Raw genomic sequence first — 24617 nt, forward strand, 5'->3', positions numbered from 1 at the left:
CACGGAGAGCCACCTATGCATGCTGTTCCCCCGCTAGAACAAGACACCGTCGATGTAACCGTCGATGCGTCGCCTGCCCAGGCCGCATCGCAGAAACCGGCTCACGCGCCGGGCCAGGCCGCCAACGACGCACCGGTGCGCGATCTGCGCCGCGTCGGTATTCACCCGGACTACTGGTATCCGCTGGCGTGGTCGCACGAGGTGAAGCGGGGCAAGACGCATGGTGTGACGTTCGCGGGCGACCCGATCGTGCTGGCGCGCACGGAATCGGGCAAGGTGTTCGCGCTGGAGGACCGCTGCGCGCATCGTCAGGTGCCGTTGCATCAGGGCGTGGTGGATGGCGAATCGATCCGCTGCGGCTACCACGGCTGGACTTACGACTGCTCGGGCAAGTGCGTCGACGTGCCGTACCTGGGCCGCGAGCGTCTGCCGAACGGCGTGCGCTCTTATCCGTGCCGCGAGATCGAAGGCCTGATTTTCGTTTTTCCCGGCGATGCCGCGCTGGCCGAACAACGACCGTTGCCCGACCTCGCGTCGGTCTCGGACAAGAAGTACAAGACGCGCCGCTTCGGCCGTCCGGTGAATTGCCATTACTCGTTCATGCACGAGAACCTGATGGACATGAACCATCAGTTTCTGCATCGCAAGCAGATGGGGCAGATGCGGGCGCGCTCGCTCGGCCGGCGGCGCGGCGAGGGCTGGGTCGAAGTCGATTACACGTTCGCGCGCATGGCCGGCCAGCAGCCGATCGGCGAAGCGATCGTGTTCGGCCAGAGTCGTAAAACCGGGGGCGACAACGACAAGGACGTGATGACGATCCGCACCGAGTATCCGTATCAGACGCTGCAGATCCGCACGTCCGAGCAGACGCTGGTGATGAATCTGTGGATCATCTACGTGCCGCTCGATCGCGAGCAACGCACCAACCGCACGTTCGGGCTGCTGTCGATTCGCAAACCGGGCATTCCCGGCGTGTTGAATCTCGCATGGCCGCTGCTGGTGTGGTTCACCGAGCGCATTTTCAAGGAAGACCGCGAGATCGTCGAAGCCGAACAGCGCGCCCACGATTCGCAAGGCGCGGATTGGAATCACGAGGTGTTTCCGGTCATCAACGATTTGCGCGCGTTGCTGCGCGAGAACGGCGCGCCGGATCAAGTGGTGGGCGCCGGCACGGGCGACACGGCCGTGATCCGCTTCTGGGATTCGCGCCGCGGCAGCCCATTGGCGAAGAGCTGACCTTTCCTCTCCGGGGGGAATTTATCCATCTCCGGACGGTAGGGAATTCAAGGCGATCGAGCAGCGATAATGGCAGCTAATGCACGGCGGTTTGCGCTATTCGACATGCGCCGGCCGCAGACCCGTGTACCATTTCGCTTTTTCCAATCTTCAAGAATAGCCCGTGACTACGCAACAAATCCCTACCGCACCCCGTAAATCCCTCACGCTGCTGCAATTGCTGGGCCTCATCGGCGCCGCCGGCCTGATCGCCGCGATCGTGCTGAACCAGCTCGTCTAATCTCCGCGAGAAGTCTCTGGCGCAACGCTTGCGCCTATGCCGGCACGTCCGCAGGGAGTTTCCTTGCGAGGCGCGTTGCCGGCTTCATCGATATTCCGATTTGCCATGTACAAGAAGGGCGTTGCCGTAGAAATCCAGTTTTCCTCTGAGCGGCTCAACGACGGCGCGGGCGATCCCTACTGGATTGACCTGACGCAGGCCGAAGCGCAGCGGCTGCTGGAGAGCCTGCAGGCGCGTCTCGCGGAGACCGGCGTTGGCACAGTCGCGCCGTTAGTGGTAAGCCTCGATGAGACGCCTGCGTTGCACGCGGCTGATGCGCCGAGCGCGGCCGTGGATCCCGGCGCGTCGGCGGATGACTTCAAGCAATGGGTCTGCGTGATCTGCGGCTGGGTCTACGACGAAGCCGCAGGTTTGCCGGAAGAAGGCATCGCCGCGGGCACACGCTGGGCGGACGTGCCGGCAGACTGGCGCTGCCCGCTTTGCGACGTGGGCAAGGAAGATTTCGCGCTGGTCGAGTTTTAAGCCCGACCAACGGACAACGGTCAACGGAATGCGTGAAACTCCCGCGGCCTAACCCGCTCCTTCCGGAAAGTCCGCGCCCACCGTGGTGGCTTCCCAGGCATCGAAATCGCCGCGCATGAAGTCCAGTTTCTTGCGCGCGAGTTCAAGCGCCATCTTGCCGAGCAGCAAGCGCAGCGGCGGTGTGTCGGACAGTGCGGCGTCGATAATGGCCTGCGCGGCGCGCACCGGGTCGCCCGCCTGCTTGCCGCTGCGCGCTTCGGTCTGCTTGCGGCGCTCGCCGGCCGTGGCCGCGTAGTCGTCGATTACCGTGGCCGATTGTTTGATCGACGGGCCCGCCCAGTTCGTGCGGAACGGCCCCGGTTCGACGATCAGCACGTCGATGCCGAGCGGTTTCACCTCCGTCGCCAGCGATTCGGATAGACCCTCCACCGCGTATTTGGTGGCGTGGTAATAGCCGGTCGCCGCAAAACTCGCAATGCCGCCGATCGACGACACGTTGACGATCAAACCGCTACGCTGCTCGCGCATGATCGGCAAGACCGCCTTCGTGATATCCACGAGGCCGAACACGTTGGTTTCGAACATGGCGCGGACTTCGTCGTCCTCGCCTTCCTCGATCGCCGCCAGATAGCCATAACCCGCGTTGTTGACGAGTGCGTCGATGCGGCCGAAACGCTGCTTAGCTTGCGTCACCACGTCGTCGATCTGCTTGCGGTTCGTCACATCGAGTGGCAGAACCAGTGCGCGGTCACCGTGCGCTTCGGCGATATCCTTCACTTTCGACGGATCGCGTGCGGTGACTACCGCGCGCCAGCCGCGCTCGAGCACCAGCTTTGCCAATTCGCGGCCAAAGCCGGTGGAACATCCTGTAATCAGCCAGACGGGATTGTCTCGATTCATCATTTGGGAAACTCCTGTTGATGGTCTACGACATGTGAAATCTCGTGCGACACGAAGGCGCTGTGCGCCGCTCGTGTTCGCAATCGGTGTGCTGCTGTGCTTAGCTTGAAGCGTGCCCGGACTTTTTCGGTGGTGGATGCGGCTGTTGTTCGCGCGCGTTGATTGGCGAACCGAAGCCGTTATTGCTGCGTGCGTCCGGTGTGGACTTTCAATTGTAGCCGCAGCGCGGCGGCTTCGCTTTGCAGCGCTCCAACGAACTCGGCAGCCAGCGGGTGACCCGGACGATGCTCCGGCTGAATCACACTCACGCGAAACGGCAACGACACGGCGAGCGGCCGGATATGCAGATGCCGTCCCGCGAAATCGAGGGCTGTCAGCGGATTGACGATCGCGAGGCCAAGCCCTTGCCGAACGAAGCTGCACACTGACACCGCGGTAGGCGTCTCGACAATCTGGCGGCGCGCGATCCCCGCTTGCGCGAAGGTCTCGTCGATCTGAATCCGGTATGGATCATTCGACGACAGGCTGATGAACGGCTGATTGGCGAAATCCTTCAATGCGATCACCCGCTTGCCGAGCAACGGATGCCCATCGGGCAACACGCACACTTCATCGACTTCGAGCAAGGGCGTCAGACGCGTGCCGGCCGGCGGCGCGCCGTGTTCGGTCAGGCCGAGGTCGTAGCGCTGGGCGCTCAGCCATTCCTCGAGAAACGGCGACTCCTGCGTCGCGATCGACAGGCTCGCGCCAGGTTGCGCGTCGTGAAAGCGCTTCGCCGCGCCCGGCAAGATCGAATGCGAAAACGCGGGCAACGCGATGACCGAAAGCTGGCCGCCCTGAAATTCTCGCAAGCTCGCGGCGGTGGACGCCACGCGTTCGAGCCCGACATACGCACGCTTGATCTCGTCGAACAAGGTGAGCGCGGACAGCGTGGGGCGCAGCCGGCCGTTCGTGCGTTCGAACAGGGCAAAGCCGATGCTCTGCTCCATGCGCGCCAGTTCGCGGCTCACCGTGGGCTGCGAGGTGAACAGCATCTCGGCCGCTTTGGTGACGCTGCCCGCGGTCATCAGCGCGCGGAAGACTTCGATATGCCGATGTGTGAGCGCCATGATTGCGTATATCAGAAGTGAATGGGCTTGCGAAGAATTGGTATTTTACTGAATGGCGTGTTTTCAGCATCATCTCGTTCATACCAATGCTTCGACATGAAGAGAGACGCAAACCGTGACGCCATTTAATCCGCAACTACTCGTCGAACTCGCCCGGGAGCACGGCACGCCGCTGTGGGTCTACGACGCTGACGCAATTCGCACGCGTATCGCTGAATTGCGCAGCTTCGACGTGATCCGCTATGCGCAGAAAGCCTGTTCGAATCTGCATATCCTCAAACTGATGCGCGAGGAAGGGGCCACGGTCGACGCGGTTTCGCTGGGCGAAATCAAACGCAGTCTCGCGGCGGGCTTCACGCCGGATGGCGATCCCGAAGGCGTCGTGTTTACCGCCGATCTGATCGATCACGCGACGCTTGCCACCGTGATCGAACACCGCATCACGGTTAACGCGGGCTCGCTCGATATGCTCGAACGGATAGGACGGCATGCGCCCGAAGGTCATCGCGTGTGGCTGCGGATCAATCCGGGTTTCGGTCATGGACATAGCAACAAGACCAACACGGGCGGCGAGCATAGCAAGCACGGCATCTGGCTCGACGATGTGCCGCAAGCGGTCGAGCTGGTCCGGCGTTATCGGCTAAAGCTGGTCGGGTTGCACATGCATATCGGTTCGGGCGTCGACTATGGACATCTGTCGCGCGTCTGCGAGGCGATGGTCGAAGCCGTGAAGGGCCTGGGCCACGATATCGAAGCGATTTCCGCTGGCGGTGGCTTGTCGGTGCCGTATCGCGAAGGCGAGCCTGATATCGATGTCGCGCATTACTTCCGGCTCTGGGACGCGGCGCGTCGGCAGGTCGAAGCGCATGTCGGGCATCGCGTGAGGCTGGAAATCGAGCCGGGGCGCTTTCTGGTTGCGCAATCGGGCGTGCTCGTCGCGGAAGTTCACGCGTTGAATCGACGCCCCGCGCAGCAGTTTGCTTTGGTCGATGCCGGATTCAACGACCTCGTGCGGCCGTCTTTTTACGGCAGTCATCATGAGATGACGGTGTTGAAGCGCGACGGCGCACCGAGCGAAGCGCCAGTCGATTCGTTCGCGGTGGCCGGGCCGCTCTGCGAAGCCGGCGATGTCTTCACACAAGCCGAAGGCGGCGTCATTACGAACCGCTCGATACACACGCCCGAAGTGGGCGACTTCATCGTGTTTCACGATGCAGGCGCGTATGGCGCGTCGATGTCCTCGAACTACAACAGCCGGCCGCTTGCGCCGGAGGTGTTGCTGGAGAATGGCAAGCCGCGACTGATCCGCCGGCGTCAGACTATCGACGAATTGCTCGCGCTCGAAGAAACGGCGACCTGATTCGAGCGCCGTTTCAACGCCGCTTCAACGCGCCCGCACCGTGCGCGTGTACGAAACGATCATTGTCGCGAGTTCCTGCGCGGCGGGCGTGAGCGGAATGGCCGCGCGCTGCAGCAGGCAAACGTTCTGTTCGACCGCGCGCTCGCGCACCGGAATAGCGGTGAGCGTGCTCGCAAACGGCCCGCGCTTCACCACGATCGACGCTTCGAGGGACAAGCAATCCGTCGCGCTCACCAGGTGCAGCGTTTCGTACAGGCCTTCCACCGTCGCGACGGTTTTCGGCGGCGGCAGACCGTGGCTTTCGAACAGATGGTTTAGGCGATTGATTTGCGGATCGTCCGTAAGATTCGGCGAGCGCGTGGCGACCCATGTACAGTCGACCAGGTCGGCCAGCGAGGTCGCCCCAGCCTTCGGATGCCCCTGGCGGCAGACGATCACCGGATCGGACGGATACAGCGGCATGACAGAGAGGTCCGCCGTATCCGTATGCTTCGACACCAAGGCAACCGCGAAATCCAGCGTGCCTTCACGAATCCACGAAATCATCATGCGCGAGGTGCCGGTACGCAGATGCACCGCGACCCGCTCGAAGCGCGTGCGAAATTCCATCAGCACTGGTGCAAAGGCATCGATCAGCGGTTCGGTCGTCATGCCGAACGTGACCTCGCCGACATAGTCGCCGCGCAGTTGCTGCACTTCCTGCTCCGCGCGTTCGCATTCGCCGATGATCGCGCCCGCGCGCTGCAACAACCGTTGGCCCAGGGCCGTCAGCGCAATGCCGCGATTCGTGCGGGTGAACAGGGTCGCGCCGAGCATCGATTCGAGATTCTGCAATTGCTGCGTGATACCGCTTTGCGCGATGCCGAGCGCCCGCGAAGCCGCGCGGATGCTGCCGTGCTCGGCCACGGCGGTGAACGCGCGGAGTTGGGAGATCGTCAACGCCATGAGGAATCGCCAGTCTGGTGTTCGGTAAAAGTGATCATGATAGTCCGAATGGAACTTCTTTGAGGCGCAGACGCGGCATAGGATAGCTCCGTCGTCATCCGCCCACCCACACTCCGTGCTCCCATGAAAATTTCGCTGATGATCCTGAGTGCCGCATTGAGCGCCGCGCTGGCGTTCAGCAGTGGCGCGTTCGCCGTTGAGCCCACTACGCTGCGCCTCGGTATCGACCCGAGCTACCCGCCGATGGACGCCAAGGCGCCCGACGGCAGCTTCAAAGGTTTCGACGTCGATCTCGGCAACGAAATCTGCAAGCGCATCCACGCGCGCTGCCAGTGGGTCGAACTCGAATTCTCGGGGATGATTCCGGCGCTGCAGGCGCGCAAGATCGACGCGATTCTTTCGTCGATGGCGATCACGGAGAAGCGCGAGCAGCAGATCCTGTTTTCGTCGAAACTCTTCCAGTTCAAATCGCGGCTGATCGCGCGGCAAGGTTCAGCGCTCGCGGGCGGCACGAATGCACTGGCCGGCAAGCAGATCGGCGTGCAATCGGGCACGCAGTTCGAGGGCTATGCACTGAAGAACTGGGCGCCGCTCGGCGCGCATGTAGTAGCGTACAAGAGTCAGGACGAGGTGTTCGCCGACTTGCAGAACGGGCGCCTGGACGGCGTATTGCTCGGCTCGGTGGAAGCGGATATCGGTTTCCTGCGCACGCCGGCGGGGAAGGGTTTTGCGTTTGTCGGCGAACCGCTTTCGATGGGCGATCGCGGCGTGGGCATCGCCTTGCGCAAGGATGAGACCGCGGTGCAGGCCTCCATTAACGCGGCCATCGCCTCGATGCTCAAGGACGGCACGTACGCTCAGATCGCGAAGAAGTACTTCGACTTCGATCCGTACGGCAATTGATTTCCGACTTCTCTTTACAGACTCCCGCTCATGAACAGGCAATCGATTCCGCTTCTCTCGCCGGCTATCGGCACGCACCGCGAACTGGTGTCGTTTCACTTTGGCCCGGCGAATAGCGGGCAGAAGATTTATATCCAGTCGTCGCTGCATGCCGATGAAACCCCTGCGATGTTGACGACCGTTCTGCTCAAACGTCGCTTGCTCGAACTGGAAAAGCAGGGCGCGCTGAACGCGGAAATCGTGCTGGTGCCGGTGGCGAATCCGGTCGGGCTCGGGCAATACGTGCTCGGCCAGTTTCTCGGCCGATTCGATCTGGGTAGCGGGAAGAATTTCAATCGCCACTTCCCGCAGTTTTCGAAATTGGTCGCGCGTGCCAAGGAAACGTTGGGTTCAGATGCAACCGAAAACGTGCGGCTGGTGCGGCAATTGATTGCCGACGAACTGGCCGATCAGAAACCATTGACCGAGTTCGAATCGCTGCAATTAGCGTTGCTGAAGCTCTCGTTCGATGCGGATGTGATTATCGATCTGCATTGTTCGCTCGAAGCGGCCATGCATCTCTACACCAGCGAGGCGGCGTGGCCGCAGTTCGAACCGTTGTCGCGCTATCTCGGCGCGCAGGCGTCCTTGCTTGCCACCAATTCAGGCGGCGAATCGTTCGATGAAACGCACAGCCTGTTGTGGTGGACATTGCAGCAGGAACTGCCGGCCGATAAGCCGGTGCCCCACGGTGCGATTGCAGTGACCGTGGAATGCCGCGGACAGCGCGACGTGTCCTACGAAGTCGCTCAGGAAGATGCGGACGCGCTTGTCGATTATCTTGCGTGGCGCAAGGCGATCAAGCTCGATGCCAGGCCTTTGCCGGACCTGCGTTCACCGGCCACGCCGCTCGCCGGTAGCGAGCAGTTCTATGCGCCTGTCAGCGGGATTCTGATTCATCGCGCGAAGATCGGCGACACGATTCGCGTCGGCCAGGCGCTGTTCGATATCGTCGATCCGCTCACCGACGAGACCACGACGATTGCCAGTAACACGGAAGGTGTGTTTTATATGCGGCGCGCGATTCGCTTCGTGACGGCCGGCGCGCCGCTCGGGCGTGTGACGGGCGCGCGCCCTTTCAGAACCGGGGTTTTGCTGGGGGCTTGACGTTTTTTATGCAGGCCGGCGCGCGAACCCTATCCGCCGTTTCGTGCAGGACGTCTCGCGTGACCACATAGCGGTACTGGGCTTCGATCAAGCATGCCTGTGTTGACCGAAGCCCGCTCACCGTCGAGCGCCCTTAATTCACCACCAACACCGGCGCCACCGCCGCCGGATCGCTAATGCTCGGCCGCCCATTCTCGACGTGACCCGCAACACGGCGCGAGAAGCTTGCATCGTCGTTACTCGTCACCGTCAAGTCGTACCAGTGATGGCTCGACGCCAGCACCCACGCTTCTTCGATATGCGCGCCGGCCGGCACCAGCACCGGACGCGGGCGCGCGCCGTACGCGTTGTCCGTCACGAGCAGACGTGCAATCCCGCTGCCCTTGTTGCTGAACTTCAGGAACACGTTGCCGTTCGCGGCGTCGTACTGCACCTTCACTTCCGGCTCGGACGGTTTGTTCTTACCGTGACCGGCGGCGATCTGCGCGTTCTGTGCCGTCGCCTGCTGCGTGTTGCCGGCGAACTTGCGCACGAAACCGTTCGGCCCGAACACTTCGAAGCTATACACGCCGTTGGTCACCGTGAGATCGAAAGTCTCGTTGATCGACTTGCCTGCTTCGACGGTGTAGCGCCACGGACCATCCGTGCGATTCGTCGCGTACATGTAGAAATGCGCGCCTTGGTCGCCGGTGTTGCCGATCGCGATCTCGAACGTATTTTTCTTGTCGTTGGCCTGACCATTCACGTGCAACTCATACGGCAGCGCGCGCGCGAAACGAATGCCGCTTTCCTGCGGGTCGATGGTGCCCGGCGTCGCGGGCACAGTCGGCTTCGGCTGCGTCGCACACTGGTTGTCGGCGATGCTCTTGTAGTTGCTCGTGTCCGGCAGCGGCGGCACTTTCGAGTCCGGCGTGCGGAAGTCGAAGGCCGTGGTCAGGTCGCCGCACACCGCGCGGCGCCATGCCGTGATGTTCGGCTCATACACGCCGAAGCGCGCTTCGATGAAGCGAATCACCGACGTATGGTCGAACACCTGTGAGCAGACGAAACCGCCCTTGCTCCACGGCGACACGATCGTCATCGGCACACGCGGTCCGAGACCGTACGGCAGGCCGTCGGCGGTGTAGCTGCCTCCGCGCAGCGGATTCACCACGTTGTGAATTTCGCCTTCGGTGCTGACCGTCGATTTGCCTTGCGCGCCGGTCGTCGCCGGTTGCGGCGGCACGAGGTGATCGAAGAAGCCGTCGTTCTCGTCGTACATGATGAACAGTACGGTCTTGCTCCACACTTCGGGATTCGACGTCAACGCATCCAGAATCTGCGAGGTGTACTCCGCGCCGTAGGCGGGCGTATAGCTCGGGTGTTCCGAGTACGCGGCCGGCGGGCACAACCACGACACCTGCGGCAGCTTGTTGGCCAGCACGTCGGCTTTCAGGTCGTCGATAGTGCGCACGGTTTGCGCGCGCTCATACAACGGCGAGCCCGGTTGCGCATTGATGAAGTTCGTGAAGTTCTGCAGGATGTGGTGCCGTAGTTGCCGTTCAACGGATCGGCGCCAGTCAGCCCCTGCTGGTACACCTGCCACGAAATGCCCGCGGATTGCAGACGCTCCGGATAGGTGGTCCACGAGAGCAACTGATAATTCGGCGGACCGTCACCGTCGACGAAATCGTTGTTGTCGAGGAGCGGACCACCCAGCGTGCCGCTCGGATCGACCATGCCGGTCATCAGATACGAGCGGTTGGGGTGCGTCGGTCCCGGCAGCGAGCAGAAGTACGCGTCGCAGATGGTGAACGCATCGGCCAGCGCGTAGTGGAACGGAATGTCGCTGCGCAGGTGATAGCCCATCGTCATGTCGGTCTTGTTGGCGGGCCACTGGTCGTAGCGGCCGCCGTCGATCGCGGCATGAGTCTTGTACCAGGAGTGATCCAGATCGCCGACGCATTGCGCACTGGTGGTTGCCGTGTTCAGATGGAACGGCAGCACCGGCTGGGTCGGATCTTCCTTCGACGGTTGATACCACACCGGCTTGCCGTTCGGCAGCGGAATCGGGAAGCGGTCGTTGTAGCCACGCACGCCGCGCATGTGGCCGAAGTAGTGGTCGAACGAGCGGTTCTCCTGCATGAACACGACGATGTGCTCGACATCGCGGATCGTGCCGGTACGCGAGAACGCGGGAACGGCGAGCGCATTGCGAATCGACTCGGGCAGCGCGGTCAGCGCGGCGGCAGCGCCGGCGGATGAAGCCACGGTCTGCAGGAAACGGCGACGGCTATTTGATGTCATCGAATCACCTTCTGCGGGGAGGAAGAATAGCGCGCCACGCGCGCCGTTGGAATCGGGTCAGTTGCTGTTGGCGCTGTCGCCGGGTGCGTAGTGCATGACCGGCGCGACTTGCTGGTTGTCCGCGGCGAGACTGGCTTGCATGTTCTGCGTGATCGGATCGGAGGCCGCTGCGGGGTCTGCTGCGAGCGGCGAAGATGCGTTGAGCATTGGCGTCGCGGGAGAGCCGGCCGTATTTGGTGCGACGTCGTTGTTCGCAACGGCCGGAGTTGAAGAGGCTGCCGGCGGCGCGGAATCATCCGCACCGCAACCGCTCAACGCTAAAGTTGCAAGTGCAACCAAAGCGGCACTCGCGAGGCGTTTGTTTCTTCTCATGTCTGCATCCAGTTTCGTGAAAGCGGGTGCAGTCTCCAACCCTTTCAAGAAATAATTGTGAAACGTTTGCGAGTGGTAAAACTTGCGTCGATAAGTGGGTTTTTCGAAAGGAAGCGGAAAGTGATAAGTAGGAGAATGGTCACCGCAGCGCCTCATGCCTGACACTCAGGCGCACTGAAAGACGAACGGCTTTGCCTAACCGGTAAGTTCATGACACACATCGAACGACCCTTCGACATCACGCGTCTCGAAGACGAATGGCTGGAAGCAGATGGCTTCGGCGGTTTCGCGTCGGGCACCGTGGGCACGCTGCGCACGCGCCGCTATCACGCGCTGCTGCTTGCCGCGACTCGCGCGCCGGGCGGGCGCGTGGTGCTGGTCAACGGCGTGGAGGCCTGGCTCGAAGCGAACGGCACGCGTTTTCCGTTGAGCATGCAGCGATACGTGCCGGACATTGTTTATCCGGACCTGACCACGAGTCTTGTCTCGTTCGACACAAAGCCGTGGCCAACATGGCGCATTCAGATCGGTGCTAGTGCCGTATTGACCGCTGACGTGTTCGTCAGCAAAGCGACTCGCGAAACAGTTCTACTTTGGCGTCTGGAAGCGGCTGCGGGAACCGGTCCTGAAACGAACGCGCTTACGCTGAAAGTCAGGCCGCTGCTATCGGGCCGCGACTACCACGCGCTGCACCATGAGAACGCCGCCTTTAACTTCAACGCGCAGACGAGCGGCGACCAGGCCAGCGTGAGTTGGCAACCCTACGGCGACCTGCCGGTGATCCACGCCGCGACCAACGGCGTCTACACGCACGCGCCCGACTGGTATCGCAACTTCTGCTACGCCCGTGAGCGGGAGCGCGGCCTCGACTTCAGCGAGGACCTCGCGACGCCCGGCGTGTTCAGCTTCAATCTCGCCGATGGTGAAGCGGTGATGATTCTCAGCGCGTCAGGCGCCACGAGCGACACGCAACCGGCGAGCGCCAAAGCGGCGGCCATCCATGCCACAGAGCTTGCGCGCATCGAACAACAACGCCGCGACGCGCTCGGCTCGCGGTTGCAACGCTCCGCCGACGCGTACGTCGTGACCCGCAACGAAGGCCGCACGATCCTCGCGGGTTTTCCGTGGTTCACCGACTGGGGCCGCGACACCTTCATTGCGATGCGCGGCTTGCTGATCGCCTCGGGCCGTCTCGACGACGCCGAAGCAATCCTGCTCGAATGGTCGGGCACGTTGTCGGAAGGCATGTTGCCGAACCGCTTTCCCGATTATGGCGACACGCCGGAATACAACTCCGTCGACGCCTCGTTGTGGTTCATCGTCGCCGTGCACGACTATCTGGCGACGCCACACGCGAGCGCTGCAACGCAGCAGCGCCTGCAACAGGCCTGCGAAGCCATCCTCACGGGTTACACGAATGGCACGCGCTTCAGCATCCAGGCATCCGCCGACGATGGCCTGCTGGACGCCGGCGTACCCGGCGTGCAACTCACGTGGATGGATGCGAAAGTCGGCGACTGGGTGGTCACGCCGCGCATCGGCAAACCGGTCGAAGTGCAGGCGCTCTGGATCAACGCATTGCGCATTGCAGCAACATGGAATCCGCAATGGCAGCCGGCCGCCGACCGGGCGCTCCAGGCGTTACATGAGCGCTTCGTCGATCCGTCAACGCAAGCGCTGTTCGACAACGTGGACGTCGACCATGTGAAAGGCGCGATAGATCGCGCGATCCGGCCCAATCAGATCTTTGCCGTAGGCGGCCTGCCGTTCCCATTGCTCGACGGCGCGGCGGCGCGCGCGGTGCTCGAGCAGGTCGAAACGCAATTGGTCACGCCGCTGGGACTAAGGACGCTCGCGCCGTCCGATCCAGCCTATCGCGGACATTACGGCGGGTCTCCGCTCGAGCGCGATGGCGCCTATCATCAAGGAACCGTGTGGCCGTGGCTGCTCGGCCCGTTCGTCGAAGCATGGCTGCGAGTCCACGGCGGCGAGGCGGACGCCCGCATGCAGGCGAAAACGCGCTTTCTCGACCCGCTCTACGCGCATCTCGATCACGCCGGTCTCGACCATCTCTCCGAAATCGCCGACGGCGATGCGCCGCACGCACCCGCCGGCACGCCGTTTCAGGCGTGGTCGCTCGGTGAGTTACTGCGCATTGAACACCTGCTTGCCGGGTTGGCGACCGCCAGCGCCTAAACCGCGCTACGATGTGTGTCCCACCGCCAAGCCGAATGCAAGGACGTAGTCATGCCACCGCTGCGCGCTGCCAATCTGCTCGCCACCATTGAAGGTTCACGGCTGCATTCGGCCGACTGTGCGCATTGGCAGCGCTGGGGCCCCTATCTCAGCGAGCGGCAATGGGGCACGGTGCGCGAGGATTACAGCCCGGACGGCACCGCCTGGGACTATTTTCCGCACGACCATGCGCGCAGCCGCGCCTATCGCTGGGGTGAGGACGGCATTGCCGGCTTCGGCGACGACACGCTGAGCTGGTGCGTTTCGCTAGCGCTATGGAATCGCAACGACGCGATCCTGAAAGAGCGCCTGTTCGGCGTCACGAATGCGCAGGGCAATCATGGCGAGGACGTGAAGGAGCTGTACTTCTACGTCGACGGCACGCCGACGCATTCGTACATGCGCATGCTCTACAAGTATCCGCACGCCGCCTATCCGTACGACGATCTCGTTCAGGAAAATGCGCGCCGTGGCGGCGACATGCCGGAGTACGAAATTCTCGACACGGGCGTGTTCGACGATTCGCGCTACTTCGACGTGCAGGTGGAATACGCCAAACACGCGCCGGACGACATCCTCATGCGCGTGATCATCGAGAATCGCGCGGATCAGGCGGCCTCGCTCGACGTGCTGCCGCAAATCTGGGCGCGCAATTCGTGGTCGTGGAAAGAGAACAAGGACAAGCCCTCACTCGTCGCCGGCACGGACCACAATGGCGAGGCGCAGGTGGTTGGGCATCAGCATGGGCATGAGCCGATTGTCGTGACGGCCTGGTCGAAAGACGTGCCGCAGATGACGTGGCTTTTCTGCGAGAACGACACGAACGTCAAGCGCCTCTTCAACATGGACGGCGCGGGGCCGTATAAAGACGGCTTCAACGATTACCTCGTGCATGGCAATGAGCAGGCGATCCGCCGCGACGCCGGCACCAAGGCCGGCGCGCATGCCGCGATCGAGCTCGAACCGTATGGCCGCGCCGTGGTGTACATGCGCTGGCGTCCTCAGTCGAGTCCCGACGACGCGCAACTCGATGCCGATGCGGTCTTCGCGCGCCGCATCGCCGAGGCCGACGAATTCTATGGCGCGCTGCAACACGAGATCGCCGATCCCGACGCGCGTCTCGTGCAGCGTCAGGCGCTCGCCGGCATGTTGTGGTCGAAGCAGTACTACCAGTACGACGTACAGCGCTGGCTCGAAGGCGATCCGCTTCAGCCGACGCCGCCCGCCAGCCGCAAGCAGGGCCGCAATAGGGATTGGCGGCACCTGTGCAATGCGGACATCGTGTCGATGCCTGATAAGTGGGAGTACCCGTGGTACGCGTCGTGGGATCTGGCATTTCATGCGGCCGCATTCGCGCTGATCGACCCGGCGTTCGCGAAACGGCAACTGCTGTTGCTGGTGAAGGACCGCTATCAGCATCCGAACGGTCAGATTCCCGCCTATGAATGGGCGCTCGGCGACGCCAATCCGCCCGTGCATGCGTGGGCCGCGTGGCGCGTGTATGAAATCGACCGCGCGCTCACCGGCAAGGCGGATCGCGATTTTCTGGAACTTGTCTTCCATAAGCTACTGCTGAATTTCTCGTGGTGGGTGAACCGCAAGGACGCCGACGGCCACAATATTTTCCAGGGCGGATTTCTCGGGCTGGATAACGTCGGGATTTTCGATCGCTCATCGCCGTTGCCGACCGGCGGGCACATCGACCAGTCCGACGGTACGGCGTGGATGGCCGCGTACGCGCTCGACCTGATGCGTATCGCGCTGGAACTCGCCTACGCCAATCATGTTTTTGTCGACATCGGCGTGAAGTTCTTCGAGCATTTTCTGTATATCGCCGAGGCCGTGAGTTGCGACGACGGCTGCGAAACGGGCCTGTGGGACAGCGAAGACGAGTTCTTCTACGACAAGCTGCGCCTGCCGGACGGCAGCAGCATTCCCATGCGGCTGCGCTCGATCGTGGGCCTGATTCCGCTATTCGCGGTGCACGTGCTCGAAGAGCGTCTGCACGGGGGCTTGCCGGGTTTGCGCGAACGGCTGGTCTGGTTCCTCGAACATCGCCCCGATCTGGCGAGGCTGGTCTCGCGCTGGAACGAGCCGGGCAAGGGCAACGCGCTGCTGCTCTCGCTGTTGCGCGGGCATCGCATGAAAGCGTTGTTGCGCCGCGCGCTGGACGAAAGCGAATTCCTTTCCGATCATGGCGTGCGGGCGCTGTCGCAATACCATCGCGATCATCCGTTCGTGTTCAACCACAACGGCGACAGTTTCACCGTGAAGTATCTGCCGGCCGAATCCGATACGCGCGTGTTCGGCGGCAATTCGAACTGGCGCGGTCCGGTATGGATGCCGGTGAACTATCTGCTGATCGAGTCGCTATACGAATTTCACCGCTATTACGGCGAGGAGTTCAAAGTCGAGTATCCGACCGGTTCGGGCGAGAAGTTCTCGCTGAGCCAGATTGCCGACGAACTGGCGCGCCGCTGCACCACGCTGTTTCTCAAGAACAAGGACGGCGAGCGTCCGGTCATGGGCGCTTATCCGCAATTGCAGGCCGACCCGCGCTCACGTGACCTGATCCTGTTCCACGAGTATTTCCATGGCGATAACGGGCGCGGCGTGGGCGCTTCGCATCAGACCGGCTGGACCGGGCTGGTTGCGCTGCTGTTGCAGCCGCGCGCGATGAGCGCGTCGGGCAACGTGCCGCTGGCGGGCGAAACAGATCAGGCGCCGATCCCGACGTCACCGTCGGCGCAAGCCACCGCGCCGTCACGCCCGGCCGAACCGGCGCCGGCTGCCGAACCGGCGCACGCATCGATGAAATAGCGCGCAGCGGCGGCGCGGGCGAGTGAGGTTACACAAGCCATACAACGTCGCAAGGTGAGCAGGTTGCATGGCCGTTTTTGAACTGTGTGGGTTCAAGCGTGGTCTTTCATGTACCACCACGTCCGTTCCATTGGTTTCCAAAAGTGAATCCCATGTCGACTACACCGAATACTCCAGCAGCCGAGCGTCCCGCCGCCAGTCAACCACCGAGCTGCAAAGTCAGCGCGAGCCCGCAGGAAGCGCCGGCCTCGCCGCCCGGCAAGCGGCCGGCACCGCCGTGCACGCTGGTGATCTTCGGTGCCGGCGGCGACCTGACCAAGCGGCTACTGATGCCGGCGCTGTACAACCTCGCGGTGGATGGCCTGCTCGACGATGGAATGAAAATCATCGGCGTGAATCACGGCGAGCGCGAGACGAGCGTGTGGCGCGAAGATCTGCACAAGTCGCTCGAACAGTTCGCCGCCGACAAGGCCAGCACCTTCCACGCCGGCAAGCTCGACGACAAGGCGTGGGACTGGGTCGCGCAACGCCTCGAATACATGGCCGGCGAATTCGAAACCGACGACACTTTCACGAAGCTCAAGCAACAGCTCGAACAGACGCCGGGCGGCAACGTGATCTTCTATCTCGCGGTCAGCTCGCGCTTCTTCAAACCGATCGTCGAACATCTCGGCAAGGCGGGTCTGCTGAAAGAGGGCGAGGGCGGCGGTTTCCGCCGGATCGTGATCGAGAAACCTTTCGGCACCGATCTCGCTTCTGCAAAAGATCTGAACGCACACATCCTGTCGTATGCAAAAGAAGATCAGGTGTATCGCATCGATCACTTTCTCGGCAAGGACACCGTGCAGAGCATTCTCGCGGTGCGCTTCGCCAACGCGCTGTTCGAACCGGTGTGGCGGCGCGAATATATCGACAGTGTGCAGATCACGGCGGCGGAAACCATCGGCGTGGAAGGGCGCGGCAAGTTCTACGAACAGACCGGCGCGTTCCGCGACATGCTGCCGAACCATCTGTTCCAGTTGCTCGGCATGGTCGCCATGGAACCGCCCAATTCGTTCGATGCCGAAGCCGTGCGCGACAAGAAGGCCGAAATCTTCGACGCGATCAAGCCGCTGACGCCGGACGACGTCGTGTTCGGTCAATACGAAAAGGGGCCGGCGGGGGTCGGCTATCGCGAGGAGCCGGATGTCGCGCCGGGCAGCACGACGGAAACCTACGCCGCGGCGCGCGTGTTCGTCGAGAACTGGCGCTGGGCCGGCGTGCCGTTCTATTTGCGCACCGGCAAACGGTTGGCGGCGCGCCGCACGGAAATCTCGGTGCAGTTGAAACCGGTGCCGTTCCGCCTGTTTCGCGACACGCCCGTCGACGCGCTCACGCCGAACGTGCTGACCTTGCGCATCGATCCGGCGCACGGTACGAGCTTCGACTTCAATGTAAAAACGCCGGGACCGGTCATGCAGATCGGCGCGGTGCAGTCGTCGTTCGACTATGGCGACTTCTTCGCGGAACGCGCCAACGTCGGCTATGAAACCTTGCTCTACGACTGCATGCTCGGCGACGAGACGCTGTTCCAGCGCGCCGACAGCATCGAAACGAGCTGGTGCGCGGTCGACGACGTGCTGCATCCAAAAACCGGCGGCGCGGTGCCGGTGCATGGCTATGCGGCCGGCAGCGAAGGCCCCGCGGAAGCCGACGCGCTATTGGCGCGCGACGGCCACGCATGGCGGCCGTTGAAACGGGATGCTGTGCAGAAGAAGTAATTCAACGACGAGTCGCACCAACACAATCGGGGGACACCGTGGTGACACGCAAGACGACACGCAAGACGGCGACGAAGACGCCGGGCAAGACGGCAAGCAAAGCGCCGACGAAGGCGGCGTTTAAACCGTCCAGTAAGGCGTCAAGTAAACCGTCGAGTAAGCCATCCGGTAAGCCGAAAGCGACCATCAGCACCGAGCGGATACTGGCGATCGACGTCGGCGGCACGGGTTTGAAGGCCGCGATTATCGACGCGGACGGCAACATGAAAACCGAGCGCTTGCGGGTAGCGACGCCGCATCCGTGCACGCCGGATCAACTCGTGGACGCACTGGCGAAGCTGGTTGCTCCGCTCGTCGAACAGGAACCGCCGACGCTGATGTCGATTGGCTTCCCCGGCGTGGTGCGCAACAACCGCATTCTGACGGCGCCGCACTTCGGCGTGGAAGGCTGGCACGACATCCCGCTCGCCGACTCGCTGGCGCAACGTTTGGGCGGCCTGCCGGTGCGTATGATCAACGACGCCGAGATGCAGGGCTTCGCCGCGATCGAAGGCCATGGCCTCGAATTCGTGCTGACGCTCGGCACTGGCGCGGGCACGGCAATGTTCCGCGACGGCGAGTTAATGCCGCATCTGGAACTCGCCCATCATCCGGTTAGCAAGAAGGGCGTGGCGTACGACGAATACATCGGCGACGCGGCGCGTGAAAAAGCCGGGAATAAACGCTGGAATCGGCGCGTTGAGAAGGTGATCGGGATTCTGAGTACGCTCGTGAACTACGACAAGCTGTGGATCGGCGGCGGCAATGCGGCGCGCCTTTCGTTCGATCTGCCGGCGAACGTGGCCACCGTTTCGAACGATGCGGGCATCGAAGGCGGCGCGCGTCTATGGCATCCGAGATCCGTGCGCGAGACGCGGCAACTGCCGGAAGCGAATGAGCGGACGGGCCGCTTCAAGTGATGTTGGACTGTCGCTGAACCCTGGCTGGAGTCGGAAATGATGATTGGCAGCAATCGCTTGCGCGTCGTACGACGCCTGTTACCGGTCGGCGTGTCTGCCGCGTTGGCGCTTGCCGCAGTGCATGTCCGCGCGGCGGAAGTCTTCGTGGTGTCGTCGCCGGGAACGGCTGACGGCGGCACGCTGGATTCGAGCCACGCGGCGAGCGCGAACAACTGCGGCGGCGGTAATGTATCGCCGGCTCTGCAATGGCGGAATGCGCCTGCCGGCACGAAGAGTTATGCCGTGACACTGTTCGACCCGGACGGCGCGAAGGGTTTGGGCGTCGTGCACTGGGTGCTATACGGCGTCGCACCCTCGACGACCTCGCTCGGGGCCGGCGGCAGCCAGCCGCCCGGCAGCGTCTCCGGTGCGAATCAGACCGGAGGCATCGGATATCGCGGTCCATGTCCCCCGGTCGGGGACAATCCGCATCACTACGTCGCGCAAGTCTATGCGCTCGATCTGCCCCCGGATGCGCTGTCGCCCGGTTTGACGAGGGATGCGTTGCTTGCCGCAATCAAGGATCACGTGATTGCGGCGACCAGCACGGTGCTGCGTTACGGGCGATAAACGCAGCGGCCTTCGCCCACCGCGCATGAGCTTACCGCGCCGCGTCACCCCAGCGATATTCCAAACTCGCTTCGTCGAGTTGCGTCTTGATCTGCTCGTCGAGCACGAGTTCGGACGCCGCGAGCGTGTCGCTCAATTGCTCGGCGCGGCTCGCGCCGATAATCGCCGACGTGACGAGCGGATTCGCCAGCACCCAGGCAAGCGAAACCCGCGTCAACGATTCGCCGGTCGGCGCAACGATCGCTTTCAATTGCTCGATCGTCTCGAACTCGCGTTTGTGCCAGTACCGTTGCTGATACATCGCGCCGGCCTTGCCGACAGTTTCGGTGAAGCGGCCGGACGCGGGCGCCGCATTCAGTTGATGCTTGCCGGTCAGCAGGCCGCCCGCGAGCGGGTTGTACGGCATCACCGCCAATTGCTCTTCGGCAGCGAGCGGTAGCAGCTCGCGCTCGATCTGGCGGAACAGCAGGTTATAGCGAGGCTGCACGGAGACGAAGCGCGCCACGCGCAGCACATCGGCGCGGCCCAGCGCGCGCGCCAGCCGATACGCGAGGAAGTTCGATACGCCGATATAGCGCGCCTTGCCTGAGCGAACGATCACGTCGAGCGCCTCCAGCGTTTCGTCGAGTGGCGTATTCGCGTCGTCGGAATGGAGTTGGTAGAGGTCCACGTAATCCGTGCCGAGGCGTTGCAACGAGGCGTCGATTGCATTCAGCAGATGTTTGCGCGACGCGCCTTGATCCCATGCCGATGGCCCCATCTTGCCTACTGCTTTCGTCGCCAGAATGAAGCGCTCGCGTTTGCCTTTCAGCCAGCGCCCCACGATCTCCTCCGTGCGGCCGGCAACATCTTCCGTGCCGCCGAGCGGATACACGTCGGCCGTGTCGATAAAGTTCACGCCGGCATCCGCCGCCGTGTCGAGAATGCGATGCGAGACCTCATCTTCAGTCTGCAGGCCAAAGGTCATCGTGCCGAGGCACAGGCGCGATACGGTCAGGCCGGTGCGGCCGAACTTGCTGTATTGCATGATCAACTCCGGGGATGAACGAAACAGTTCGATAGGCAGTGTTGCAAAAAGGATAAACGGAGTCGGGATTGGGCGTCGGCCCCAATCACGGCTGATTGTTATTCAGTTGAAAGCTTTCTGCCGGCGTCTTTTTTACTTGCGACGCCGAAAGTCTTTTCTTTCAATGGCCTTAATATTACAAACGCGTAATGAGCTGGCATGTGGACAGGGCCGAAAATTACAAAAAGCCTTCACCCGTAAAAAACAGAAACAATTCTGTTACTAGGGGTAAGCGACGGCGCGATTGATGCGATTTTATGCGTGTGGAATGATAGCGATTCTCATTTAACCAATAGCCAGCCATCCTGACGTCGGTGCTCTGCACACGAGAACGGCAGCCAGCCAATTGCGACTTTGCCGTCGATTGCATCTCAGCCATGCGAATCCGGCAAACGCATCTCCGACGGGAATTCCCATGTTCAACCACACGCCGCTCGCGACAGCGTTAGCGTTAGCTTTTGCCGTTCCTTTTGCGACTCCGGCGGTCGCGCAGACTGCTCCGCAAACCACCTCGCAGCCGGCGGCCGCGAATGCTAATGCGACGACAACGACGACAACGACGACCGTCGCAGCCGACACCGGCAGCTTGCCGACCATCGGCGTCGCGGCACAAGCTGAACAGCAGGACTTCCAGGCGGAGCGCGCGACGGTCGGTGCAAAGACGCCCGCGGCGCTGCGCGACATTCCGCAGACCGTCACCGTCATCAACAAGGCCGTGCTGCAATCGCAAGGCGCCACTTCGTTCCAGGACGCGCTGCGCAATGCGCCGGGCGTAACGATCGGCGCGGCTGAAGGCGGCCAGATCGGCAACAACATCAACCTGCGCGGCTTCGCTGCGCAGAACGACATCTACCTGGACGGCTTCCGCGATCGCAACCAGTACTATCGCGACACCTTCGACCTCGAAGAACTCGAAGTGCTGTACGGTCCGTCGTCGATGCTGTTCGGTCGCGGATCGACGGGCGGCGTGATCAACCAGGTCAGCAAGAAAGCGAACCTGCATGACTCGGCGGAAGTCACGGGCATGATCGGCACCGACGCGAAATATCGCAGCACTGTCGACGTGAACCATAAGCTGACGGATACCTCGGCGATTCGCCTGAACGCCTTCGGCCAAAGCCTCGGTTCGACGCGCGATGCGATGAAGAACAAGGACTACGGTATCGCGCCGGAAGTGCGCTTCGGCATCGGCACACCGACCGAAGTGACGATCTCCGCGCTGATCCAGCACAACTACGACATGCCGGACTACGGCGTGCAGGCGTTGAACGGCCGCCCGTCGCCGGTGCCGAAGAACACGTTCTACGGTTTGACCACCGACCGCACGATTCAGGACGTGCAAACGGTCACCGCCGCGGTCAAGCACAAGTTCTCGGACAACCTGATCCTGACAAACCAGACGCAGTTCTCGCACTCGATGACCGATGCGCGCGAAACCGCGCCGCAAGCGGTGTTGACGGGGCCGCTCGCCACCAGCCCCGCGTTGAGCAACGGCAACTTCACGACGCTCTCGCCGTCGCAACTGTTCATCAAGTTGCAGAGCCATGACCGTGTGATCGAGAACCACTCGCTCTACAACGACACGATGCTCCAGTACAAGTTCGTTACCGGCCCGATCAAGCACGACCTGATCGCCGGTGTCGACCTCGGCCATGACAGCTATTCGAACCAGGCGTACACCCGCAACAACTTGCCGGTCGTGACGATGGTGAACCCGGCGTATCTGTCCAATCCCGCCGGCGTGACCACCACGGTCGGCAACCACGCCGATTCGGGCTCGAACGAAATTGGCGCGTACGTGAACGACACCGTGTCGATCGGCCAGCAGTGGAAGGTGATTGGCGGTTTGCGTTGGGATCGCTTCCAGGCGCAGATCCACAATACGATCAGCCTGCCGGGCTATGCGACGCAGACCAACTTCTTCACCAGCGTACGCGCCGGGGTAATTTATCAGCCGACCGACTGGCAGTCGTACTACGTGTCGTACGGCACGTCGTTCAATCCGTCGCTCGAAGCGCTGACAGTGACCAACCTCACGCAGAACCTCGCGCCCGAGTCGACCAAGTCGTACGAAGTCGGCGGCAAATGGGATCTGCTCGGCGGCAATCTCTCGGTGACGTCGTCGTTCTTCCGCGAAGAAAAGACCAACGCGCGCACGCAAGTCTCGCCGACCGAATACGAGCTCGACGGCGACATTCGTGTCGACGGATTCCAGGCCGGCGTGACGGGCCACATTACCGACAACTGGCAGGTGTTCGGCGGCTACACCTACATGGACGCCATCATCCTGAAGGCGCGCGACGGTACGCAAGGGCACGTGCCGGCCAACACGCCGCGCAACACGTTGACCTTCTGGACCACCTACGCGATCACGCCGCACTGGGAAATCGGCGGCGGTCCGACGTATATGTCGCCGCGCTATGCATCGAATACCAACTACGTGCAGGTGCCGGGCTACACGCGCTGGGATGCGACCGCTGCGTACCACGCGAAGAAATACGACGTGCGCCTGAACCTGCTGAACATGACCAACAAGTACTACTACGACGCGCTGATTCAGTCCGACGGCGGCCGTTCCGTGCCGGGTATCGGCCGCACGTTGCTGGCGACGTTCGACTACCGCTTTTGATACGCATTGAACCGATGCGTTAGGCTTGCCGTTCTCGAAGACGGCAAGCCGACGCAAAAAGGAAACACCATGTTGCTGCACATACCGAACGTACTGAACGCCGAGCAGTTGCGGCTCGTGCGCGAGCGGCTCGATCAGGCCGGCGACGCCTGGGTGGACGGCCGCGCGACCGCCGGCTATCAGGGCGCACCGGTCAAGCGTAATCAGCAGATCGCCGAACACACGCCAGTTGCGCGTGAACTCGGCGACGTGATTCTCGCGTCGATCGAACGCAACCCGTTGTTCATCAGCGCGGTGTTGCCGAATCAGGTGTATCCGCCGCTGTTCAATCGTTACGAAGGCGGCATGCAGTTCGGCAGTCACGTCGATGGAGCCGTGCGCGTGCTGCCCAACGGCGTGAAGCTGCGTACCGACGTCTCGGTGACGCTGTTCATTTCCGACCCCGCCGACTACGACGGCGGCGAGCTCGTGATCGAAGACACGTACGGCGTGCAGCAGGTCAAACTGCCGGCCGGCGACATGATCGTCTATCCGGCGACGAGTTTGCATCAGGTCACGCCGGTCACGCGCGGCGCGCGAATCGCGAGTTTCTTCTGGGTGCAAAGCCTCGTGCGCAGCGATACGCAGCGCGCAATGCTGTTCGACATGGACACGGCGATTCAACGGCTGAACGCCAGCAACGCCGACGATACCGCGCGCCGCAGCCTCGTCGGCATCTATCACAATCTGTTGCGGACCTGGAGTGAAACGTGAGCGTACCCGAGGCAATCGACATTCAATCGCCCGCGGGCATCGACCGGACGACGCGCGAGCCGCGGCGGCTGGACAACGACGAATTGAAAGCGCGGCAGCAGCGTTCGCGCCGCGCCACCTTCGTCAAATGGCTGCGCAAGGTGCATGGCTGGATCGGCTTGTGGGGCGCGGCGCTGGGTTTGCTGTTCGGCACCACGGGGTTCCTGCTGAACCATCGCGGCGGGCCGCTCAAAGTATCGACCGGCGAGCCGCAAGTAGCGCTGCTGCAAGTGCCGTTGCCGCAGCCCGCGCCGGAAACGCCGCGCGAGCTGGGCAAGTGGCTCAAGCAAGAACTGAAACTGGCGGGCACGCCTGGGCGCGTGCAGAAAGAGCCGGCTCATCCGGTGGCATGGGGCGAGCGTAGCGTCGTCCAGCCGGAGCATTGGCAACTCAACTTCGCGTCGCCGCATGAGAACACGTCCGCCGAGTACTGGGTGGGTAACGGCTATGTGACGGTCAAACGCAGCGAGAACACATTTCTCGCCATGCTGACGAACCTGCACAAGGGCGTGGGTCTGAGCGTCGGCTGGGTGCTGCTGATCGATACGCTCGCAGGCAGCATCATCTTGCTGTCGCTCACCGGCGTGCTGCTGTGGACAGAGTTGAACAAACGCAAGACCATCGGCGCGGTGTTGGTGCTGGGATCGATCGTCGCCGCGGTGTGTGTGGGCCTGCTGTAAGACACTGC

General features: G+C 62.4%; 18 protein-coding genes and 1 pseudogene. 13 read left to right on the forward strand and 6 right to left on the reverse strand.

Features of this window, described 5'->3' with window-relative positions:
- Positions 1-15: 15 nt before the first annotated feature.
- Both B0G80_RS38270 and B0G80_RS47900 read left to right on the forward strand, forming a co-directional pair.
- The gene (locus B0G80_RS38270) at positions 16-1236 is read left to right on the forward strand and encodes an aromatic ring-hydroxylating dioxygenase subunit alpha (RefSeq protein ID WP_106279075.1); all 1221 of its coding nucleotides are present in this window, start codon (positions 16-18) and stop codon (positions 1234-1236) included.
- 385 nt (positions 1237-1621) lie between these two features.
- Entirely contained in the window at positions 1622-2038 is a 417-nt protein-coding gene (locus B0G80_RS47900) for a rubredoxin (RefSeq protein WP_106279073.1), read from the forward strand.
- A 48-nt stretch (positions 2039-2086) separates the two neighbouring features.
- On the opposite strand, the gene B0G80_RS38285 is transcribed toward B0G80_RS47900, so the two are convergent.
- The gene (locus B0G80_RS38285; RefSeq protein WP_116122827.1) at positions 2087-2941 is read right to left on the reverse strand and encodes an oxidoreductase; all 855 of its coding nucleotides are present in this window, start codon (positions 2939-2941) and stop codon (positions 2087-2089) included.
- A 176-nt stretch (positions 2942-3117) separates the two neighbouring features.
- Positions 3118-4047: a LysR family transcriptional regulator gene (locus B0G80_RS38290; RefSeq protein WP_116122828.1), complete on the reverse strand. Its 930-nt coding sequence runs from the start codon at positions 4045-4047 to the stop codon at positions 3118-3120.
- Between the two features lie 115 nt (positions 4048-4162).
- Here B0G80_RS38290 and lysA point away from each other — a divergent pair, with 115 nt between their 5' ends.
- Positions 4163-5407, forward strand: a complete 1245-nt coding sequence (gene lysA, locus B0G80_RS38295) for a diaminopimelate decarboxylase (RefSeq protein WP_116122829.1) — start codon at positions 4163-4165, stop codon at positions 5405-5407.
- Between the two features lie 24 nt (positions 5408-5431).
- On the opposite strand, the gene B0G80_RS38300 is transcribed toward lysA, so the two are convergent.
- Entirely contained in the window at positions 5432-6352 is a 921-nt protein-coding gene (locus tag B0G80_RS38300; RefSeq protein WP_116122830.1) for a LysR substrate-binding domain-containing protein, read from the reverse strand.
- 123 nt (positions 6353-6475) lie between these two features.
- On the opposite strand from B0G80_RS38300, the gene B0G80_RS38305 reads away from it, so the two are divergent.
- A complete protein-coding gene (locus B0G80_RS38305) occupies positions 6476-7255 on the forward strand; it encodes a transporter substrate-binding domain-containing protein (protein WP_116122831.1) in 780 nt (259 codons plus the stop codon).
- 30 nt (positions 7256-7285) lie between these two features.
- Entirely contained in the window at positions 7286-8401 is a 1116-nt protein-coding gene (locus tag B0G80_RS38310) for a succinylglutamate desuccinylase/aspartoacylase family protein (RefSeq protein WP_116122832.1), read from the forward strand.
- Positions 8402-8534: 133 nt separating this feature from the next.
- Here the strand turns inward: B0G80_RS38310 and B0G80_RS38315 are convergent.
- Both B0G80_RS38315 and B0G80_RS47540 read right to left on the reverse strand, forming a co-directional pair.
- Positions 8535-10687, reverse strand: a pseudogene (locus tag B0G80_RS38315) (phosphocholine-specific phospholipase C).
- Between the two features lie 57 nt (positions 10688-10744).
- Positions 10745-10894: a hypothetical protein gene (locus B0G80_RS47540; RefSeq protein ID WP_241974838.1), complete on the reverse strand. Its 150-nt coding sequence runs from the start codon at positions 10892-10894 to the stop codon at positions 10745-10747.
- A 375-nt stretch (positions 10895-11269) separates the two neighbouring features.
- Here B0G80_RS47540 and B0G80_RS38325 point away from each other — a divergent pair, with 375 nt between their 5' ends.
- From B0G80_RS38325 to B0G80_RS38345, 5 genes are all read left to right on the forward strand, one after another.
- Complete coding sequence (locus tag B0G80_RS38325; RefSeq protein WP_116122834.1) at positions 11270-13255, forward strand: amylo-alpha-1,6-glucosidase; 1986 nt, start codon at positions 11270-11272, stop codon at positions 13253-13255.
- Between the two features lie 51 nt (positions 13256-13306).
- On the forward strand, positions 13307-16114 hold the full coding sequence (locus B0G80_RS38330) for an MGH1-like glycoside hydrolase domain-containing protein (protein WP_116122835.1): 2808 nt from the start codon (positions 13307-13309) through the stop codon (positions 16112-16114).
- Between the two features lie 152 nt (positions 16115-16266).
- Positions 16267-17874: a glucose-6-phosphate dehydrogenase gene (zwf, locus tag B0G80_RS38335; protein WP_116122836.1), complete on the forward strand. Its 1608-nt coding sequence runs from the start codon at positions 16267-16269 to the stop codon at positions 17872-17874.
- Between the two features lie 185 nt (positions 17875-18059).
- The gene (locus B0G80_RS38340) at positions 18060-18833 is read left to right on the forward strand and encodes an ROK family protein (RefSeq protein WP_116123888.1); all 774 of its coding nucleotides are present in this window, start codon (positions 18060-18062) and stop codon (positions 18831-18833) included.
- A gap of 39 nt (positions 18834-18872) precedes the next feature.
- Positions 18873-19442 (forward strand): YbhB/YbcL family Raf kinase inhibitor-like protein, encoded by a 570-nt coding sequence (locus B0G80_RS38345; protein WP_116123889.1) that lies wholly within the window; start codon positions 18873-18875, stop codon positions 19440-19442.
- 31 nt (positions 19443-19473) lie between these two features.
- Here B0G80_RS38345 and B0G80_RS38350 read toward each other — a convergent pair whose 3' ends face one another.
- Positions 19474-20469, reverse strand: coding sequence for an aldo/keto reductase (locus B0G80_RS38350; protein WP_116122837.1), 996 nt, complete (start codon positions 20467-20469; stop codon positions 19474-19476).
- Positions 20470-20923: 454 nt separating this feature from the next.
- On the opposite strand from B0G80_RS38350, the gene B0G80_RS38355 reads away from it, so the two are divergent.
- The 3 genes from B0G80_RS38355 (at position 20924) to B0G80_RS38365 (ending at position 24609) form a co-directional block, all read left to right on the forward strand.
- A complete protein-coding gene (locus tag B0G80_RS38355) occupies positions 20924-23137 on the forward strand; it encodes a TonB-dependent siderophore receptor (protein ID WP_116122838.1) in 2214 nt (737 codons plus the stop codon).
- Between the two features lie 69 nt (positions 23138-23206).
- Positions 23207-23890, forward strand: coding sequence for a Fe2+-dependent dioxygenase (locus B0G80_RS38360; protein ID WP_106279046.1), 684 nt, complete (start codon positions 23207-23209; stop codon positions 23888-23890).
- Positions 23887-24609, forward strand: a complete 723-nt coding sequence (locus B0G80_RS38365; RefSeq protein ID WP_116122839.1) for a PepSY-associated TM helix domain-containing protein — start codon at positions 23887-23889, stop codon at positions 24607-24609. Before B0G80_RS38360 ends, B0G80_RS38365 begins: the two co-directional genes overlap by 4 nt.
- Positions 24610-24617: the final 8 nt, after the last annotated feature.

Origin of the sequence: Paraburkholderia sp. BL6669N2, assembly GCF_003387275.1 — a bacterium.
GTDB lineage: Bacteria > Pseudomonadota > Gammaproteobacteria > Burkholderiales > Burkholderiaceae > Paraburkholderia.

What these genes read in the sequence shown, in the direction of transcription:
- B0G80_RS38270 (WP_106279075.1), top strand. Translation starts at nt 16, where the DNA reads ATGCATGCTGTTCCCCCGCTAGAACAAGACACCGTCGATGTAACCGTC.
- B0G80_RS47900 (WP_106279073.1), top strand. Translation starts at nt 1,622, where the DNA reads ATGTACAAGAAGGGCGTTGCCGTAGAAATCCAGTTTTCCTCTGAGCGG.
- B0G80_RS38285 (WP_116122827.1), bottom strand. Translation starts at nt 2,941, where the DNA reads ATGATGAATCGAGACAATCCCGTCTGGCTGATTACAGGATGTTCCACC.
- B0G80_RS38290 (WP_116122828.1), bottom strand. Translation starts at nt 4,047, where the DNA reads ATGGCGCTCACACATCGGCATATCGAAGTCTTCCGCGCGCTGATGACC.
- B0G80_RS38300 (WP_116122830.1), bottom strand. Translation starts at nt 6,352, where the DNA reads ATGGCGTTGACGATCTCCCAACTCCGCGCGTTCACCGCCGTGGCCGAG.
- B0G80_RS38305 (WP_116122831.1), top strand. Translation starts at nt 6,476, where the DNA reads ATGAAAATTTCGCTGATGATCCTGAGTGCCGCATTGAGCGCCGCGCTG.
- B0G80_RS38310 (WP_116122832.1), top strand. Translation starts at nt 7,286, where the DNA reads ATGAACAGGCAATCGATTCCGCTTCTCTCGCCGGCTATCGGCACGCAC.
- B0G80_RS47540 (WP_241974838.1), bottom strand. Translation starts at nt 10,894, where the DNA reads ATGCTCAACGCATCTTCGCCGCTCGCAGCAGACCCCGCAGCGGCCTCC.
- B0G80_RS38325 (WP_116122834.1), top strand. Translation starts at nt 11,270, where the DNA reads ATGACACACATCGAACGACCCTTCGACATCACGCGTCTCGAAGACGAA.
- B0G80_RS38330 (WP_116122835.1), top strand. Translation starts at nt 13,307, where the DNA reads ATGCCACCGCTGCGCGCTGCCAATCTGCTCGCCACCATTGAAGGTTCA.
- zwf (WP_116122836.1), top strand. Translation starts at nt 16,267, where the DNA reads ATGTCGACTACACCGAATACTCCAGCAGCCGAGCGTCCCGCCGCCAGT.
- B0G80_RS38345 (WP_116123889.1), top strand. Translation starts at nt 18,873, where the DNA reads ATGATTGGCAGCAATCGCTTGCGCGTCGTACGACGCCTGTTACCGGTC.
- B0G80_RS38350 (WP_116122837.1), bottom strand. Translation starts at nt 20,469, where the DNA reads ATGCAATACAGCAAGTTCGGCCGCACCGGCCTGACCGTATCGCGCCTG.
- B0G80_RS38355 (WP_116122838.1), top strand. Translation starts at nt 20,924, where the DNA reads ATGTTCAACCACACGCCGCTCGCGACAGCGTTAGCGTTAGCTTTTGCC.
- B0G80_RS38360 (WP_106279046.1), top strand. Translation starts at nt 23,207, where the DNA reads ATGTTGCTGCACATACCGAACGTACTGAACGCCGAGCAGTTGCGGCTC.